The organism is Azovibrio restrictus DSM 23866 (genome assembly GCF_000429665.1).
Taxonomy (GTDB): domain Bacteria; phylum Pseudomonadota; class Gammaproteobacteria; order Burkholderiales; family Rhodocyclaceae; genus Azovibrio; species Azovibrio restrictus.
Window position 1 is genome coordinate 35,084 of the sequence record NZ_AUCH01000006.1, and the last position, 16,260, is coordinate 51,343.

16 protein-coding genes are annotated in these 16,260 nt (G+C 66.5%); 6 read left to right on the forward strand and 10 right to left on the reverse strand.

Going from position 1 to position 16,260, the window contains the following annotated elements:
* Positions 1-2 precede the first annotated feature (2 nt).
* Together G474_RS0107570 and argS are read right to left on the reverse strand one after the other, a co-directional pair.
* Positions 3-599 (reverse strand): SPOR domain-containing protein, encoded by a 597-nt coding sequence (locus tag G474_RS0107570; protein ID WP_026686442.1) that lies wholly within the window; start codon positions 597-599, stop codon positions 3-5.
* A gap of 9 nt (positions 600-608) precedes the next feature.
* Positions 609-2,375: an arginine--tRNA ligase gene (argS, locus tag G474_RS0107575; RefSeq protein WP_026686443.1), complete on the reverse strand. Its 1,767-nt coding sequence runs from the start codon at positions 2,373-2,375 to the stop codon at positions 609-611.
* A 150-nt stretch (positions 2,376-2,525) separates the two neighbouring features.
* Between argS and ubiB the strand changes: the two genes are divergently transcribed.
* Positions 2,526-4,037 carry a ubiquinone biosynthesis regulatory protein kinase UbiB gene (ubiB, locus tag G474_RS0107580; protein WP_026686444.1) on the forward strand — a complete coding sequence of 504 codons (1,512 nt, stop codon included), beginning with the start codon at positions 2,526-2,528 and terminating at the stop codon, positions 4,035-4,037.
* Between the two features lie 6 nt (positions 4,038-4,043).
* The gene (locus G474_RS0107585) at positions 4,044-7,313 is read left to right on the forward strand and encodes a DEAD/DEAH box helicase (protein ID WP_043463709.1); all 3,270 of its coding nucleotides are present in this window, start codon (positions 4,044-4,046) and stop codon (positions 7,311-7,313) included.
* Between the two features lie 168 nt (positions 7,314-7,481).
* On the opposite strand, the gene pncC is transcribed toward G474_RS0107585, so the two are convergent.
* The 3 genes from pncC to G474_RS20020 are packed head-to-tail and all read right to left on the reverse strand — an operon-like array spanning position 7,482 to position 8,889.
* Complete coding sequence (gene pncC, locus G474_RS0107590; RefSeq protein ID WP_026686446.1) at positions 7,482-7,985, reverse strand: nicotinamide-nucleotide amidase; 504 nt, start codon at positions 7,983-7,985, stop codon at positions 7,482-7,484.
* Positions 7,970-8,425 carry a phosphatidylglycerophosphatase A family protein gene (locus G474_RS0107595; RefSeq protein ID WP_043463711.1) on the reverse strand — a complete coding sequence of 152 codons (456 nt, stop codon included), beginning with the start codon at positions 8,423-8,425 and terminating at the stop codon, positions 7,970-7,972. Before G474_RS0107595 ends, pncC begins: the two co-directional genes overlap by 16 nt.
* Positions 8,426-8,451: 26 nt before the next feature.
* A complete protein-coding gene (locus G474_RS20020) occupies positions 8,452-8,889 on the reverse strand; it encodes a zinc ribbon domain-containing protein (protein ID WP_084513644.1) in 438 nt (145 codons plus the stop codon).
* Between the two features lie 248 nt (positions 8,890-9,137).
* On the opposite strand from G474_RS20020, the gene G474_RS20025 reads away from it, so the two are divergent.
* From G474_RS20025 to G474_RS20035, 4 genes are read left to right on the forward strand one after another with little or no spacing between them, the layout of a single operon-like run.
* Complete coding sequence (locus G474_RS20025) at positions 9,138-10,553, forward strand: COG3014 family protein (protein ID WP_156919193.1); 1,416 nt, start codon at positions 9,138-9,140, stop codon at positions 10,551-10,553.
* A gap of 18 nt (positions 10,554-10,571) precedes the next feature.
* Positions 10,572-11,003 (forward strand): DUF1425 domain-containing protein, encoded by a 432-nt coding sequence (locus tag G474_RS20030; RefSeq protein WP_043463639.1) that lies wholly within the window; start codon positions 10,572-10,574, stop codon positions 11,001-11,003.
* A 32-nt stretch (positions 11,004-11,035) separates the two neighbouring features.
* Complete coding sequence (gene lpoB / locus G474_RS0107615) at positions 11,036-11,647, forward strand: penicillin-binding protein activator LpoB (RefSeq protein ID WP_043463642.1); 612 nt, start codon at positions 11,036-11,038, stop codon at positions 11,645-11,647.
* 17 nt (positions 11,648-11,664) lie between these two features.
* Complete coding sequence (locus G474_RS20035) at positions 11,665-12,489, forward strand: hypothetical protein (protein ID WP_051282066.1); 825 nt, start codon at positions 11,665-11,667, stop codon at positions 12,487-12,489.
* 58 nt (positions 12,490-12,547) lie between these two features.
* Here the strand turns inward: G474_RS20035 and thiL are convergent, their stop codons facing one another.
* From thiL to G474_RS0107645, 5 genes are read right to left on the reverse strand one after another with little or no spacing between them, the layout of a single operon-like run.
* Positions 12,548-13,513: a thiamine-phosphate kinase gene (gene thiL, locus G474_RS0107625; protein WP_026686449.1), complete on the reverse strand. Its 966-nt coding sequence runs from the start codon at positions 13,511-13,513 to the stop codon at positions 12,548-12,550.
* 20 nt (positions 13,514-13,533) lie between these two features.
* On the reverse strand, positions 13,534-14,016 hold the full coding sequence (gene nusB / locus G474_RS0107630; protein WP_026686450.1) for a transcription antitermination factor NusB: 483 nt from the start codon (positions 14,014-14,016) through the stop codon (positions 13,534-13,536).
* A 14-nt stretch (positions 14,017-14,030) separates the two neighbouring features.
* Complete coding sequence (gene ribH, locus G474_RS0107635) at positions 14,031-14,519, reverse strand: 6,7-dimethyl-8-ribityllumazine synthase (protein ID WP_026686451.1); 489 nt, start codon at positions 14,517-14,519, stop codon at positions 14,031-14,033.
* A 1-nt stretch (position 14,520) separates the two neighbouring features.
* Positions 14,521-15,642: a bifunctional 3,4-dihydroxy-2-butanone-4-phosphate synthase/GTP cyclohydrolase II gene (gene ribBA / locus G474_RS0107640; RefSeq protein WP_043463645.1), complete on the reverse strand. Its 1,122-nt coding sequence runs from the start codon at positions 15,640-15,642 to the stop codon at positions 14,521-14,523.
* Positions 15,642-16,247 carry a riboflavin synthase gene (locus G474_RS0107645; protein ID WP_026686453.1) on the reverse strand — a complete coding sequence of 202 codons (606 nt, stop codon included), beginning with the start codon at positions 16,245-16,247 and terminating at the stop codon, positions 15,642-15,644. The genes ribBA and G474_RS0107645 overlap by 1 nt, the downstream gene beginning before the upstream one ends.
* Between the last annotated feature and the right edge of the window lie 13 nt (positions 16,248-16,260).

Genomic DNA, 16,260 nt, shown 5'->3' on the forward strand with positions numbered 1-16,260 from the left:
CTTTACTCCTTGCCGACGAGGGCCGTTTCCACGCCAGCCTTGGCCAGTTCGGAACGGACCTTGTTGGCGTCTTCGATCTTGGTATAGGGACCCAGGCGCAGGCGGAAGAAGGTCTTGTCCTGCACCATCACCTGTTGCACGTTGGCTTCCAGACCCATCATGGCCAGGTTGGCCTTGAGGTTGTCCGCATCCTGGGCGCGGCTGAAGGCGCCGGCCTGCAGGTAATGGGGCTTGCCTTGGGGTTCTTCCTTCTTGGCGTCTGCGGGGGCGGCGGGTTTGACCTCGGCCGTCTTCGGCGGTTCCTTGCCGGGCACGGCTTCAGCCTTGCCGGGCAGGATGTCGTAGAACTGGAAGCGCTTTTCCGGCACCGGGTCCCCGGGCTTGCCGGGCAGGGCCATCGGGGCCTGGCCCGGGTTGGCGTTGCTGCTGGGGACCTGCTGGACCTTGTTCACGAAGGGCACCGGGGTCTTGTTCATGTACCAGACCACCCCGGCGGCAATGACCACGCCCAGGACCAGACCGATGAACATGCCCACCAGGGTGCCGCCGCCGGATTTCTTCCGGCTCGGGGCCTTCTTCGGTTTCATGTCGCGACTCATGGGTTCTCCTTACATGCTGGCCGGGCAGGATACACCCAGCATGCCCATGCCATTGCGGATCACCTGACGGACGGCAGCCGCGAGGGACACGCGGGCCAGCTTCAGGGCCTCGTCGTCCACCAGCATGCGCTCGGCGTTGTACCAGGCGTGGAATTCGGCGGCCAGGTCCTTCAGGTAGAAAGCCACCTGATGCGGGGCCAGATCCGCGGCCGCCGCGTCGATGATCTCGGGGAACTGGGCCAGCTTGGCGGCAATCGCCAGCTCCCGGGGGTTGTCCAGGCGGGCCAGATCGGCTTCTGCCAGGCTGGCTTCCTCGCCGCCCCACTGGTTCATTACCGAGCAGACCCGGGCGTGGGCGTACTGGATGTAGTAGACCGGGTTCTCGTTGGTCTGGCTCTTGGCCAGGTCCAGGTCGAAGTCCAGGTGCTGGTCGGCCTTCCTGAGTACGTAGAAGAAGCGGCAGGCGTCGTTGCCCACCTCGGCGCGCAGGTCGCGCAGGGTGACGAACTCGCCGGAGCGGGTGGACATGGAAGCCTTCTGGCCATTGCGGTAGAGCACGGCGAACTGGACCAGGGCCACCTGGAGTTTCTCCGGGTCCAGCTCCAGGGCGGCGATGGCGCCCTTGACCCGGGGAATGTAGCCGTGGTGGTCGGCGCCCCAGATGTTGATGACCTTGTCGAAGCCGCGCTCGTACTTGTTCAGGTGGTAGGCGATGTCGGAGGCGAAGTAGGTGTAGATGCCGTTCTCGCGTTGCACCACCCGGTCCTTCTCATCCCCGAAGGCGGTGGACTTGAACCACTTGGCGCCGTCCTGAACGTACAGGTGGCCGGCCTTTTCCAGCTGGTCCACGCAGCGGGCCACCAGGCCCGTGTCGAACAGGGCCTTCTCGGAGAACCAGACGTCGAAATGGACGCCGAATTCCTCCAGGTCGCTGCGCCCGTCGGAAAGCTGCTCGGTCAGGGCGTGCTGGTGTACCGCGTGCCAGTCCTCGCCCAGCAGGTGCTTGCCGTTGGCGATCAGGGCGTCCAGGTGCTGTTCGCGCTGGGTCTTGGCTTCCGGGTCGTCCCGGGTGGCCTCGGGCAGGCCCGGGGTGCCGGCCAGCACGGCTTCGGCGGGGCGCACGTAGCGCTCGGCCTTGGCGGTTTTCAGCTGTTCGGCCATGGTGCGAACGTAGTCGCCCTGGTAGCCGTTGGGGGGGAAGGCGATGCCGCTTACCCCGTGCAGTTCCAGGTAGCGCAGCCAGGTGGAGACGGCCAGGATGTCCATCTGCCGGCCTGCGTCATTGACGTAATACTCCCGGGTCACGTCCCAGCCGGCGTAGGCCAGCAGGCTGGCGAGGCTGGCCCCGTAGGCGGCACCGCGGCCGTGGCCCACGTGCAGGGGGCCGGTGGGGTTGGCGGAAACGAATTCCACCTGCACCTTCTGGCCGCCGCCCTGGGTGGAGCGGCCATAGGCGCTGCCCGCCGTCAGCACGGTCCTGACCACGTCGGTCTTGGCGCCTGCATCCAGGGTGAAGTTGATGAAGCCGGCGCCAGCCACCTCGGCCTTGGTCACCAGGCTGGAGACGGGCAGTTCCGCCACCAGGCGCTGGGCGATCTCGCGGGGGTTCTTCTTCAGGGCCCGGGCCAGTTGCATGGCCAGGTTGGTGGCGAAGTCCCCGTGGCTGGCGTCCCGGGGGCGCTCCAGCTGGATCGGGGTGTCGGCCGCCTCGGGGGCAACGCTGGCCAGGGCCTGCTGCAGCAGGGCGGTCAATTGGGTCTTGGAATCGTGGGCCATTGAATTTCTGGCGAAAAGCAAAGGGGCGATTATACCCACGTAAAGCTGGGGGCGCCCGGCCAGCCTCCGGGGGCCGGCGGCAATGCCCAAAAGGCAGGACTCTGGCCATTTTTCCGGCTAAACTTGCCCGCTTGATTTCCGCCACCTGCCATGCGCCTTTTCCGCCTACTCAAGATTTTCGCCGTCGCCAGCAAGTACGGGCTGGATTCGATGGTGTTCGACCTGGAACCCTCGGGGCGCCTGGTGAAGCTGGCCAACGCCCTGCAGTTCTGGCGCGACCTGTCCCGGCCCAGGGCCGAGCGCCTGCGCCTGGCCCTGGAGAATCTGGGGCCCATCTTCGTCAAGTTCGGCCAGGTGCTCTCCACTCGCCGGGACCTGCTGCCCGCCGACATCGCCGATGAGCTGGCCCGGCTCCAGGACCGGGTGCCGCCCTTTTCCTCCGAACTGGCCCTGAAGGAAATCGAGAAGGCCTACGGCAAGCCCGTGGCCGAGGTGTTCACCGAGTTCGACCCGGTGCCCGTGGCTTCGGCCTCCATCGCCCAGGTCCATTTTGCCCGCCTGCCCGACGGCCGCGACGTGGCGGTGAAGATCCTGCGGCCCAACATGCGCGGCGTCATCGAGCACGATCTGGCCCTGATGGACGCGGCGGCCCTGCTGCTGGAGAAGGTCTGGGCCGACGGCAAGCGCCTCAAGCCCCGGGAGGTGGTGGCGGAGTTCGCCAAGTACCTGCGCGACGAGCTGGACCTGATGCGCGAGGCCGCCAACTGCTCCCAGTTGCGGCGCAATTTCGAGGGTTCCGAGCTGTTGATCGTGCCCGAGGTGTACTGGGACTGGTGCACCTCCACGGTGATGGTCATGGAGCGCATGCACGGCACCCCCATTTCCCGCATCGACGCCCTGCGGGCCCAGGGCATAGACCTGGAAAAACTGTCCATGGCCGGGGTGGAGATCTTCTTCACCCAGGTGTTCCGGGATGGCTTCTTCCACGCCGACATGCATCCGGGCAACATCTTCGTCCATGCGGACGGGCGCTACATCGCCCTGGATTTCGGCATCGTCGCCACCCTCAACGACAACGACAAGAACTACCTGGCCCAGAATTTCCTCGCCTTCTTCCGGCGTGACTACAAGCGGGTGGCCGAGGCCCACATCGAGTCGGGCTGGGCCCCGGCTGACACCCGGGTGGATGAATTCGAGGCCGCCATCCGGGCCGTCTGCGAACCCATTTTCGACCGGCCCCTGAAGGACATTTCCTTCGGCAAGGTGCTGCTGCGGCTGTTTCAGACCAGCCGCCGCTTTCACGTGGAAATCCAGCCCCAGCTGGTGATGCTGCAGAAGACCCTGCTCAACATCGAAGGCCTGGGCCGCCAGCTGGACCCGGACCTGGACCTGTGGAAGACCGCCAAGCCCTTCCTGGAACGCTGGATGAGCGAGCAACTGGGCTGGCGCGGGGTGCTGAAGGGCATGCAGCAGGAAGCGCCCCAGTGGGCCCGCACCCTGCCCCAGCTGCCGCGCCTGGTGCACCAGGCCCTGGCCCGTCCGCCCCGGGCCGATCTGGCGCCCCAGCTCGAACGTCTGATCGCCGTCCAGCACCAGCAGAATCGCTGGCTGTTGGTCATTGCCTTATTGCTGGCCCTGATTGCGGCCTCCCTGCTGATCTAGGTGCCCGTGGGTAAATCTACCGCTTCCGAAACCTTCACCCGCGCCCACGTCCTGGAATGGCTGGGCAAGGCCACCGTCGCCAAGGGCGAGGGCTATCTCAACAAGGTGTCCAAGCTGGACGTGAAGCCCGGGCGCATCGTGGCCGAGGTCCAGGGCTCGGCCGCCCATCCCTACCTGGTGCTGGTGCATTTCCTGGGCGACAGGCCCGAACACGGCATCATGGCCGGCTGCACCTGCCCGGTGCGGCACCAGTGCAAGCACGCGGCGGCGGTGCTGCTGCATGCCTTGCAGGAGCGCGCCGACCCGGAACGGGTTTCCCCCGGGGTGCTGTCCTGGATCACCGACCTGCGCCACCTGAGCCAGGCGGTGGAAAAGACCCGTAGCAAGTCCGGTGCCGCCAGCAAGACCCGGCTGTTCTACCTGCTCGACTGGCAGAGCGGGGAATCCCGCATCCGCCCCCTCAAGGGCGTGCGTCCGGATACGGCCCGGCCCTGGACCCTGACCGAAAAGGCCCTGGTGCAGCCGCCCCAGTTCGTGGAAGACGACGACCTGCCCATCCTGCGCCTGCTCTGGGCCGGGCGCAGTCCCTACTTTGCCCAGGACGGCTTTGCCTTCACCCCCCAGAAGGGCGCCGAGCTCCTGGGCAAGCTGCTGGCCTCGGGGCGGCTGGTGGCCGGTTCGCCCCCGGTGATCCTGGCCGAAGGCCCGGCCCGGCCCGGGCAGATCATCTGGCAGGCCGAAGGCCAGGGCTTGCAGCAGCCCCGGCTGCTGGCCCAGCCGGAAGCCACCCTGATCATTCCCACCATCCCGCCCTGGTATCTGGACATGGAGGAGGGCTGGGCCGGCCCCCTGCTGCTGGAGCTCTCTCCGGACCTGGCCCAGAAACTCCTGACCCTGCCGCCCCTGTCGCCCAAGGAAGCCGCCCTGGTGGCCGACGCCCTGGCCGAGGTGGCGCCCGGGGTGCCGGTGCCGGCTGCCGATCTGGCGGCCCGCTGCCGGGTGGTGGACGAGGCGCCCCGGGGCGAGCTGCAGCTCGATACCCTTGCGGTGCACGGCATCCGTGCCTGGCGCGGCTATGCCACCAACTTCAATGCCGATGCCTTCGACTATGCCGAGGCCACCCTCTGCTACGGGGAAGTGCGCCTGGCCTTCGACGATCCCCGGGAATACGTGACCCTGCCCGGCGGCGAGCTGCTGCGCCTGAAGCGCCAGCCCGAGGCCGAAGCCCGGCTGCTGGAGCAGCTGGGCCTCCAGGGTCTGGAGCCGGTGCCGGGGCAGACCCTGTACTGCTTTGGCAAGCGTCCTCCCAAGCTCTACGGGCTGGATTCCGAGGATGACTGGGACCGGTTCATGGACACGGGGCTGGAGGCCCTGGAAGAGGGCGGCTGGCGGGTCCAGTATTCGCCCCGCTTCCGGCACCATTACCTGGAGGTGGACGCCTGGGAGGCGGACATCAATGAAGGAGCCGGCGGCTGGCTGGATCTGGACATGGGGGTGGTGGTGGAAGGCCAGCGCCTGCCCCTGGCGCCCCTGCTGGCCGACCTGTTCCGGCGCGACGAGCGCTGGCTGGACGCCATCTCCCTGGCCGACATCGCCGCCGACGAGGCCATTGAACTGGTGACCGAGGACGAGCGGCGCCTGCGGGTACCGGCGGAGCGGCTCAAGCCCCTGGCCCGGCTGCTGATCGACCTGTTCGACGGTTACCGGGAAGGTCCCCTGCGCCTGTCCCGCCTGGATGCGCCGCGCCTGGAAGAGCTCCAGGACCGGAGCCGCTGGCAGTTCCGCGGCGCCGAGGCGGTGCTGGCCATGGCCGAGCGGCTCAAGGCCAGCCAGGGAGTGCGTGAGATCGACCCGCCCCGGGGTTTCAAGCTGGACCTGCGGGACTACCAGCGGGCCGGCCTGGCCTGGCTCCAGTACCTGCGCGAACAGGGTCTGGCCGGCATCCTGGCCGACGACATGGGGCTGGGCAAGACCGCCCAGGCCCTGGCCCACCTGCTCCTGGAAAAGGAGTCCGGCCGCCTGGACAAGCCGGCCCTGGTGGTGCTGCCCACCTCGCTGATCTTCAACTGGAAGAGCGAGGCGGCCCGCTTCGCCCCGGACCTGAAAATCCTCAGCCTGCACGGCCAGGAGCGCAAGCAGTTCTTCGACCAGATTCCCGAGTACGACGTGGTGCTCACCACCTACCCGCTCCTGTGGCGGGACGGGGAGCAGCTGCAGCAGCACGAATACCATCTGCTGGTGCTGGACGAAGCCCAGACCGTGAAGAACTCCCGCAGCCGCAGCGCCGGGGTGGTGCGCCAGTTGAAGGCCAGGCACCGGCTCTGCCTCACGGGCACCCCCCTGGAAAACCACCTGGGGGAACTCTGGGCCCAGTTCGATTTCCTGCTGCCCGGCTTCCTGGGGGACAGCAAGAGCTTCACCCGCCTGTGGCGCAATCCCATCGAGAAGCAGGGGGACACCCTGCGCCGGGACCTGCTGGCCCGGCGCCTGCGGCCCTTCATCCTGCGCCGCAAGAAGGACGACGTGGCTACCGAGCTGCCGCCCAAGACCATCATCGTCCGCACCGTGGAGCTGGAGGGCAGCCAGCGGGACCTGTACGAGACCGTGCGCGCCGCCATGGACGAAAAGGTGCGTTCGGAGATCGCCAGCCGGGGCTTCCGGCGCAGCCAGATCGTCATCCTCGACGCGCTCCTGAAGCTGCGCCAAGTGTGCTGCGACCCACGCCTGGTGAAGTCCGCCGTGGCCCGGAAGGTCAAGGAGCGGGCCAAGCTGGACCTGCTCATGGACATGCTGCCGGAACTGGTGGATGAGGGGCGGCGCATCCTGGTGTTCTCCCAGTTCACCACCATGCTCGACCTGATCCAGGACGAGCTGGAGGCCATCGGGCTGGGCTATGTGCGCCTGACCGGGGAAACCCAGGACCGGGAAACCCCGATCAAGGCCTTCCAGGCCGGCGAGGTGCCCATCTTCCTGATCAGCCTCAAGGCCGGCGGCGTCGGCCTCAACCTGACGGCGGCCGATACGGTGATCCACTACGATCCCTGGTGGAACCCCGCTGTGGAGAACCAAGCCACGGACCGGGCCCACCGCCTGGGCCAGGACAAGCCGGTATTCGTCTACAAACTGATCGCGGCTGGCAGCATCGAGGAGAAGATCCTGGCCCTGCAGGAACAGAAGGCGGAACTGGCCGCCGGCATCCTCTCGGAACAGCACCAGAGCGACACCAAGTTCGGCGAGGCCGATCTGGCCGCCCTGTTCGAGCCCCTGCCCGGTTGAGCATCAAGACCTGTTTGCCACAGAGGCACAGAGGCGCAGAGAAATTCATTAAGACAAATACCCGCATGATTTTCAGCCCGCACCCGGAAGGTGCTTAGGGAAATCCAGACTGGCTTTTGTTTTTCCTGAGGGCCTCTGTGTCTCTGTGGTTCAACTAAGGTTTTAAGGTTAATTCACCAGCTGTTCCAGCAAACCGTTCAGGGCGAAGGCCACCGCCTGGCGGCGCACGGCTTCCCGGTCTCCTTCAAAACGGGCGCTGCGGGCGATGCAGCCCCCCTCGGCCCGGGCCCAGGCAAAACACACCAGCCCCACGGGTTTTTCCGCACTGCCGCCGCCGGGACCGGCAATGCCGGTGATGGCCAGGCTCCACTGGGCCCGGCTGTGCTCCACGGCGCCCTGGGCCATGGCCCGGGCCGTGGCTTCGGCCACTGCCCCGTGTTTTTCCAGCAGGGTTTGCGGCACCCCGAGCATGTCCATCTTGGCCTGGTTGGAATAGGTGACGAAGCCCCGCTCGAACCAGACCGAGGAACCGGCGATGGCGGTCAGGCACTGGGCCACCCAGCCCCCGGTGCAGGATTCCGCCGTGGCCAGCATCTCGCCGCGCGCCAGCAGGGTTTCCCCCACCTGGCTGGCCAGGGCCTCCAGGCCCGCCTGGGTCAGTTCAGCAGCCATTTCAGCAGCGCCAGGCAGAGCAGGGTGTAGCCGGCGGCCATCACGTCGTCCAGCATCACGCCCAGGCCGTTCTTCATGTTGCGGTCGAACCAGCGGGCCGGCTGGGGCTTGCTGATGTCGAACAGGCGGAACAGCAGGAAGGCGGCCAGCTGCCACCAGAAGCCGGCGGGGGTCAGGAGCAGCACGAACCAGAAAGGCACGATCTCGTCCCAGACGATGCTGCCGTGGTCCGGCTCCCCCAGGGCCTGGCCGGTCCGCTGGATGGCCCCCACGCCCAGGACGAAGGCCAGGGCCAGGAAGGCCAGGAAGGGGCCGTCGGCCAGATGCGGACGCAGCAGCACGAAGGTCAGCCAGGCAAACAGGGTGCCCACGGTGCCCGGGGCCCACATGGACAGGCCGCTGCCGCAGCCCAGGGCGACGAAATGGGCCGGGTGGGCCATGAGGAAGCGCAGGCTGGGGGGCTTGTTCACTTGATCAGGCGCAGGGCGAAGGGATAGCGGTACACGACCTGGTCGCCGGTCTTCACCGCCGCCAGGATGCACAGCACCAGGTTGGCGATGAGCAGCACCCAGAACAGGAAGATGCCGATCAGGATGAAGCTGAGCAGGAAGCAGGCAAAGCTGGCGATGATCACGGTGATCTGCCAGTTCAGGGCCTCGCGCACGCTTTCCAGGACCCAGCCCGGGGAATCCTTCTTGACCAGGTACAACACCAGGGCGGGAATGAAACCGAAGAAGATGCCGCCCAGGTGGGCCAGGATGGCCAGCAGCTTGTCCGTCTCCCCATCGCTGCCGGTGCTGGCCGAGGTGGGGGGCGTGGCCGCCGGGGCGCCGACCTTGGCGCCACACTTGCCGCAGAAGGCATCGCTTTCCTGAATGGGGGCGCCGCAGGATGAACAGAACATGGGAATTCTCCTTTCGTGGGGGGCTGCCGGGATTATGCCATCAGCCCGGATTCCCGGCGTGGCGCTTGCATGGGGACAAAACTAGGCATGGACAAAGCCCGGCCGCTCCTACATCATCCGCATATTTTCGACTAGGTCCCTGGCTCTCCATGCGCTTTCCTGTTCCCGGTTTTCTTCTCACCGCCCTGGCGGCCTCCCTCCTGCTTGCCGGTTGTGCCGGCAGCCCCCTCCGCAGTTACGATCAGGAAATGCGTGGTACCGTAAGCCTGGTGCGCAGCGGTCAGGTGGATGATGCCCTGAACCAGCTGGAGCGCAACAACAAGCCCCTGTTTGCCAGCGATGCCCCCAAGGACAAGGAGGGGCAGGCCAAGGAAAGCACGGTGCTGGATTCCGTCAATGGCCGGGACATCCTCTACTACTTCGAGAAGGGCGAGCTCCTCTGCCTGAAGAAGGAATATGAAGGCAGCCGCGACAGCTGGCTGATGGCCGACGAGATCGTGCGCACCTGGGAAGACGAATACCGGGCCAATCCCACCAAGGTGCTGGGCGAGATCGGTTCCTTCCTGGTGAGCGACCGGGTGCGCCGCTATGACGGCCAGGACTATGAAAAGGTGTTCCTGTCCGCCAAGCTGACCCTGGACCACATCCTGCTGGGCAATTTCGACCTGGCCCGGGTGGAAATGAAGAAGACCTACGAGCGGGAAAAGCTGATCGAGAGCTTCCGGGAGAAGGAATACGACAAGCTCAAGGAAGAGCAGGACAAGCAGGGGGTGAAGACCGACACCAAGGATCTGGCCGCCAAGGGCTATCCCCTGGACGAGCTGGACAGCCCCGAGGTGCGCCAGCTCAAGAACGGCTTCCAGAATGCCTTCGCCCACTACCTGGCCGGCTATTTCTTCGAAGTCACCGGCGAATACTCCCTGGCCGAGCCCGGCTACCGGAATGCCCTGGCCCTGCAGCCCAACAGCAAGCTGATCAAGGAAAAGGTGGGCAAGGTGGGCCGCAACAAGCCCGGCCCCAACGAGACCGACGTGCTGTTCGTGGTGGAAAGCGGTTTCGCCCCGGCCTGGAAGTCGGTGACCATTCCCCTGCCCATCCCGGTCAATCGCAAGTGGGTGGCCACGCCCCTGTCCTTCCCGGTGATCAAGTCCGAGGGCAAGAGCTACATGCCCGCCAGCCTCAAGGCCAACGGCAAGGAGCTGACGGTGGAAACCCTGGTGAATGTGGATGCCATGGCCCGCCGCCAGCTGAAGGACCAGCTGCCCGGCATCATCGGCCGTACCGTGGTGCGTGCCGTGGCCAAGTCGGCCCTCCAGTACCAGGCCCAGAAGCATGGCGGCGCCGTGGCCGGCATCATCGCCGGCATCGCCTCCGTGGCCACCGAGCAAGCCGACGAACGGGCCTGGCGCACCCTGCCCGAGCGTCTGGCCGTGGCCCGCGCCATCCTGCCCCGGGGCACCGTGCCCATCGAGTTCCAGACCGGTAGCGGGGTGTACAAGACCGAGATCACCGTCGGCAACCGGGTCACCGTGATTCCCATCCGCCTCACCAACGGGGCGGTCTATGTGGGGCAACCCCGGGTGGAAGCCTGGGCCGATGCCTTCACCGACGAACCGCCTCCGCCCGCCAAGCCGCGCGGCAAGGCCCCCAGGAAGACCAAGTAACCGTTCCGGAGTCCGACCATGAAGAAGATAGCCATGACTGCCGCCCTGGGGCTCGCCCTGCTGGGCACCCCCTTCATCCTCCAGGCTGCCGAAGGGGGCAGCATCGCCAGCAAGGTGGAAGAGCTGGGCAAGATGACCCACCTCAAGGTGAGCGACATGCGTGCCGTGAAGCGCGACGGCCTGCTGCGCATCCAGGTGACCATCGCCAACAGCAGCAGCGACAAGCAGCAGTTGTACTATCGCTTCCGTTGGCTCGATGATGACGGCTTCACCGTCTGGGAAGAGGAGCCCTGGAAGCCCGAGCTGATCCACGGCCTGCAGAAGAAGGTCATCAGCGTCGTCTCGCCCAGCTTCAAGGCCACCGACTTCCGTCTGGAAATGCAAAGTCCCGAGAATGAAGGCGCCCCCTTCTCCGGCAACAATGCCCCGGGCGGCATCACCAACCAATAATCCCTGAACCCTTCCCTTTTTCGGAGACCCCCATGATCGCTTTCAAGCCCCAGACCCTGCTGCTGCCCGCCCTGCTGGCCCTGTCCCTGTCCGCCTGCCAGACCACGTCCCCCACTGCCGCCGGTGACGGCAGCGTCAGCTACGGCGACGCCAAGGCCGTGGAAACCGTGACCACCGACCTGGGCTCCACCGACATCCAGATGATCGCCGAGAAGATGACCCAGTCCCTGCTGCAGACGCCGGAAGTCCAGACGGCCATCAAGAAGCGCCAGCTGCTCATGGCCTCCCCGGTGCAGAACAAGACCAGCGAATACTTCGACACCCGCCTGATCACCGACACCATCCTGACCCAGCTGCAGAAGAACGGCGTCAAGTACGTGATCGGCGGCGAGGACATGCAAAACCAGGTGGACGAACTGCGCCGCCAGAACCAGAGCGGCCTCTACAAGAAGTCCAAGTCCGCCAAGGTGGGCAACATGGAAGGCGCCAAGTACCGCCTGGACGGCAGCATCTCCTCCATCGTCAAGAAGGGTTCCACCGTCAAGGACGTCTATTACAAGATGAACCTGCGCCTGATCGAGATCGAGACCGGCATCGTCGAATGGTCCGACGAGAAGGAAATCCGCAAGTCCGCCAAGCGCTGAGCCGGGGGTAGAAAACCATGAGTGCCTTTCTCAAGAAACTGCTGCTGGGCGCTGCCCTGCTGGGCAGCACCCTGGCGGTCCAGGCCGCCGGCCCCCTCAAGGTGGCGGTCACCGACCTGGCCTACGAGGAGCGGGTGCAGGAGTACTTCCGCTCCATCAAGGCCACGGAGAAGTCCTCCCTGCGGGCCACCGGCCGTGAAAGCGAGCGGGAAAGCGACTACAGCTATTCCCGTCGCTCCAGCGGTTCGGTCAATGCCCGCTCCGAGTCCAGCTTCTCCTACGAGGAAGGCACCTACTCCTATATCGACCGGGGCGAACTACGCAAATTCACAGCCGACATCAAGGGGGAAATGCTCAAGTCCGGCTATTTCAAGCTGAGCCAGGCCAAGCCCTTCACTGCCAAGAACTCGGAAAAGCTCTACGACGTCATTGCCCGCATCAAGCAGGGCATGTACCCCGGGGCGGACTATGTGCTGTTCGGTTCCATCAACAGCATCGAATTCCGCCAGGAAGCCAACCCCATCGACAATACGGACACGGTGTCCCACACCCTGAGCCTGGAACTGGTGGGTGAGTTCAGCCTGATCAGCACCAAGAACTACCAGGTCAAGGCCTCCTTCTCCGCCATGGGCGAGGGGCAGGACACCAAGCTCATGTCCTCCCGGGGCGGCCGGGTGGTCCTGAACCGGGGCAAGGTGATGTCGGAAGTCTCCAAGAGCCTGGGCGTGGACGTGATCAAGCAGCTGGAAGAACAGCTGGCGGCCCTGAGCGGCGACTACCCGGTGCGGGAAACCGTCATTGAGCGGGAACAGCGCAAGGAAGAAGTGATCATCTTCCGCTGAGCTTCCGGGCCTCTAAGCGAAAACGGCACCTGCGGGTGCCGTTTTCATTGGCCCGAGTTCAGGCGAAGTGGTCGTAGCCCAGCCGTGCCCACTCGATCACCTGGCCGTCCGGGTCCAGGAGCAGTACCGGGCCGGTGGCATCGGCGCTGGCCTCGGCGGCCTCCATCTTGCCGATGCGCCACAGGGGAATATCCAGGTCGGCGGCGATGCAGCCCAGGGCCAGGCGCTGGCTGGAGGGGGCGGTGAAGCAGAGTTCGTAGTCGTCGCCGCCGGCCAGGAGGGCATCCAGGGCCGTGGCCCGGTCCACCCCTTCCGGCAGGCGTGGCAGCTGGTTCAGGGCCAGCCGGGCCTGGAGGCCGGAGCGGCGGGCCACGTGGCCCAGGTCGGCGAGCAGGCCATCGGAGATGTCGATGGCGGCGTGGGCCAGGGGGCGCAGGGCCAGACCCAGCTGCACCCGGGGGCGGGGCGCCTGGAGCCGCTTGATGCACAGGGTCTGCCAGGCCGCCGGCAGCTGCAGGCGGCCCTGGAGCTGGGCCAGGCCCAGGGCGGCGAGGCCGGGCTGGCCGGAAATCCAGATGTCGTCCCCGGCCTGGGCGCCGTCCCGGCGCAGGGCCCGTCCGGCGGGCACTTCGCCGATGGCGGTGACGCACAGGTTGAGGGGCCCCCGGGTGGTGTCGCCGCCGATCAGGTCCACCCCGAATTCCCGGGCGCAGCCATGCAGGCCTTCGGCAAAGGCGGCAAGCCAGGTCTCGTCGGCAGCGGGCAGGCTGAGGGCCAGGAGCACCCAGCGGGGCCGGGCGCCCATGGCGGCCAGGTCGGAGAGATTGACGGCCAGGGTCTTCCAGCCCAGGTCCCGGGGATCGGTGTCGGGCAGGAAGTGGGTGCCTTCCACCAGCATGTCGGTGGTGATGGCCAGTTCCATGCCCGGCTCGGGACGCACCAGGGCGCAGTCGTCGCCGGGCCCCAGGAGGGCCTGGGGGGTGGCGCGGGCAAAATGGCGGGCGATCAGGTCGAATTCACCCATGGCCGGAGGACTGCTGCGGCTTACTTCTGCTTGCGCCGGGCTTCCACCTCGGTGCTGCGCAGGCGGGCGGCCATCTTGTCGAGCACGCCATTCACGTAGCGGTGGCCGTCGGTGCCGCCGAAACTCTTGGCCAGCTCGATGGCCTCGTTGATGATGACCCGGTAGGGGGTCTCGGGGAACTGGGTGAGCTCGTAGGTGGCCATCAGCAGGATGTTGGCCTCGATGGGGGAGAGCTCGGCGAAGGGGCGGTCCAGGGCTTCGGCCAGCTGGCCTTCCAGGGATTCCCGCAGGCGCAGCACGCCGCGCACCAGGGTACGGCAGAGTTCCTGGTCGGCCTTCTTGTAGCCTTCCAGCTCCGGCAGGTGGGCCTCGATGGCGGCCTCGTCGGCGCCGCCGACGCGCCACTGGTAGAGCCCCTGGAGGGCGAACTCACGGGCCCGGCGGCGGGGGGATTTGGGCGGCTGCTTGGCTTCCGGGGTGGGGGCGGCTCGGGTTTCGGTCATGGGGGCTTTCCGGTTCAAAGACGGGCGGTACGGGTTTTCACCTGTTCGAGCAGGCGGGCCATTTCCACGGCAGCCTGGGCGCAATCGGTGCCCTTCTGCTGCATGCGCACCAGGGCCTGGTCGTCATCCTCGCAGGTGAGGATGCCATTGGCCACCGGGATGCCGGTGTGCAGCTGCACTTCCATCACGGCCCGGCAGGCATCGTTGGAGACCACCTCGAAGTGGTAGGTTTCGCCGCGGATCACGGCGCCCAGGGCCACCAGGGCATCCACCTTGCCGCTCTGGGCCAGGGTCTGCAGCACCAGGGGGATTTCCAGGGCGCCGGGAACGGTGCAGATCTGCATGTCCGCGTCGGCCACGCCCAGGCGCTTCAGTTCGGTCACGGCGGCGGAGAGCAGGCCTTCGCAGACGTCCTGGTTGAAGCGGCTCATGACGATGCCGACCTTGAGGCCGGTGCCGTGCAGGGATTCGGGATATTCGTAGACGTTGTCGAAACGGGGCATGTCAGTTCAACTCCTCGGGGGAAGCGACGAAACCGGTGACTTCCAGGGAGAAGCCGGTCATGGAGGGCATCTTGCGCGGGCTGGACAGGAGGCGCATGCGGGTCACGCCCAGGTCGCGCAGGATCTGGGCGCCGATGCCGTGGATGCGCGGGTCCCACTTGAGGCTGCGCTTCTGGGTGCCGGGTTCGGCGGTGAGGCGGGCCAGGATCTCGGCGCTGCCTTCGGGGCGGTGCATGAGCACGATCACCCCGTGGCCGTTTCTGGCGATGGCGGCCTGGGCCTGGTCGATGCTGAAAGAGGCCGGGTGGCTGGCCGGGTCGATGAAGTCGAGCACGGACAGGGGTTCATGGACCCGCACCAGGGTTTCCCCGGAGGCGGGAATCTCGCCCTTCACCAGGGCCAGGTGGGAGGCGCCGGAGGCCCGGTCCACGTAGGCGTGCAGGGTGAATTCCCCATGCGGGGTCTGCACCGGCTTGGAGGTGACCCGCTCCACCAGGGTTTCCGAGCTGGCCCGGTAGTGGATCAGGTCGGCGATGGTGCCCACCTTGAGGCCATGTTCCCGGGCGAACTCGATCAGGTCCGGCAGCCGGGCCATGGTGCCGTCTTCCTTCAGGATCTCGCAGATCACCGAGGAGGGTTCGAGCCCGGCCAGCATGGCCAGGTCGCAGCCGGCTTCCGTGTGGCCGGCGCGCACCAGCACGCCGCCGGGGCGGGCGGTGATGGGAAAGATGTGGCCGGGCTGGACGATGTCTTCCGGCACGGCGTTCCTGGCCACGGCGGCCTGCACGGTGCGGGCCCGGTCCTGGGCGGAAATGCCGGTGGTGACCCCTTCGGCGGCTTCGATGGACACCGTGAAGGCGGTGCCGTAGGGGGTCTTGTTGTCCCGGGCCATCTGGGTGAGGCCCAGCTGCTTGGCCCGGTCCTCGGTGATGGTCAGGCACACCAGGCCGCGGCAGTGGGTGACCATGAAGTTGATGGCTTCCGGGGTGATGAACTGGGAGGCGACGACGACGTCGCCTTCGTTCTCCCGGTCTTCCTCGTCCACCAGGATGACCATGCGGCCAGCCTTGAACTCGGCGATGATCTCTTCGGTGGAGGCGATGGCGGGGTTGGTGGGAGACATCAGGCGCTTTCCTTTTCCCAGGCCAGCATGCGCTCGGTGTAACGGGCGATCAGGTCGATTTCCAGGTTCACCCGGCTGCCCGGCTTGAGGTGCTTCAGGGTGGTGACTTCCAGGGTATGGGGAATCAGGTTGATGGTGAACACGTCACCTTCCACGGTGTTGGTGGTCAGGCTGCAGCCATCCACGGTCACCGAACCCTTCCTGGCGATGTACTTGGAAATGGCGTGGGGAGCGCGGATTTCCAGCAGGCGGTTGTCGCCCACGGGGTCGAAGCGCAGCACCTCGCCCACCCCGTCCACGTGTCCGGACACCAGGTGCCCGCCCAGGCGGTCGTTGAGGCACAGGGCCTTCTCCAGGTTCACCTCGCCGGGTTCGGCCAGGCCCTGGGTGCAGGACAGGGTCTCGGGGGAGACGTCGATGCAGTACCAGCTGTTGTCGGCCGCCTTGTCCACCACGGTGAGGCAGACGCCGGCATGGGCGATGGAGTCACCCAGGGCCACATCGGAGATGTCCAGGGAGCCGGGTTCGACGGTGAGACGGAAGCCCGCTTCCCGGGGCGTCAACTGGGTAATGCGGCCCACGGCCGCGACAATTCCGGAGAACATGATAGGGAGGGTT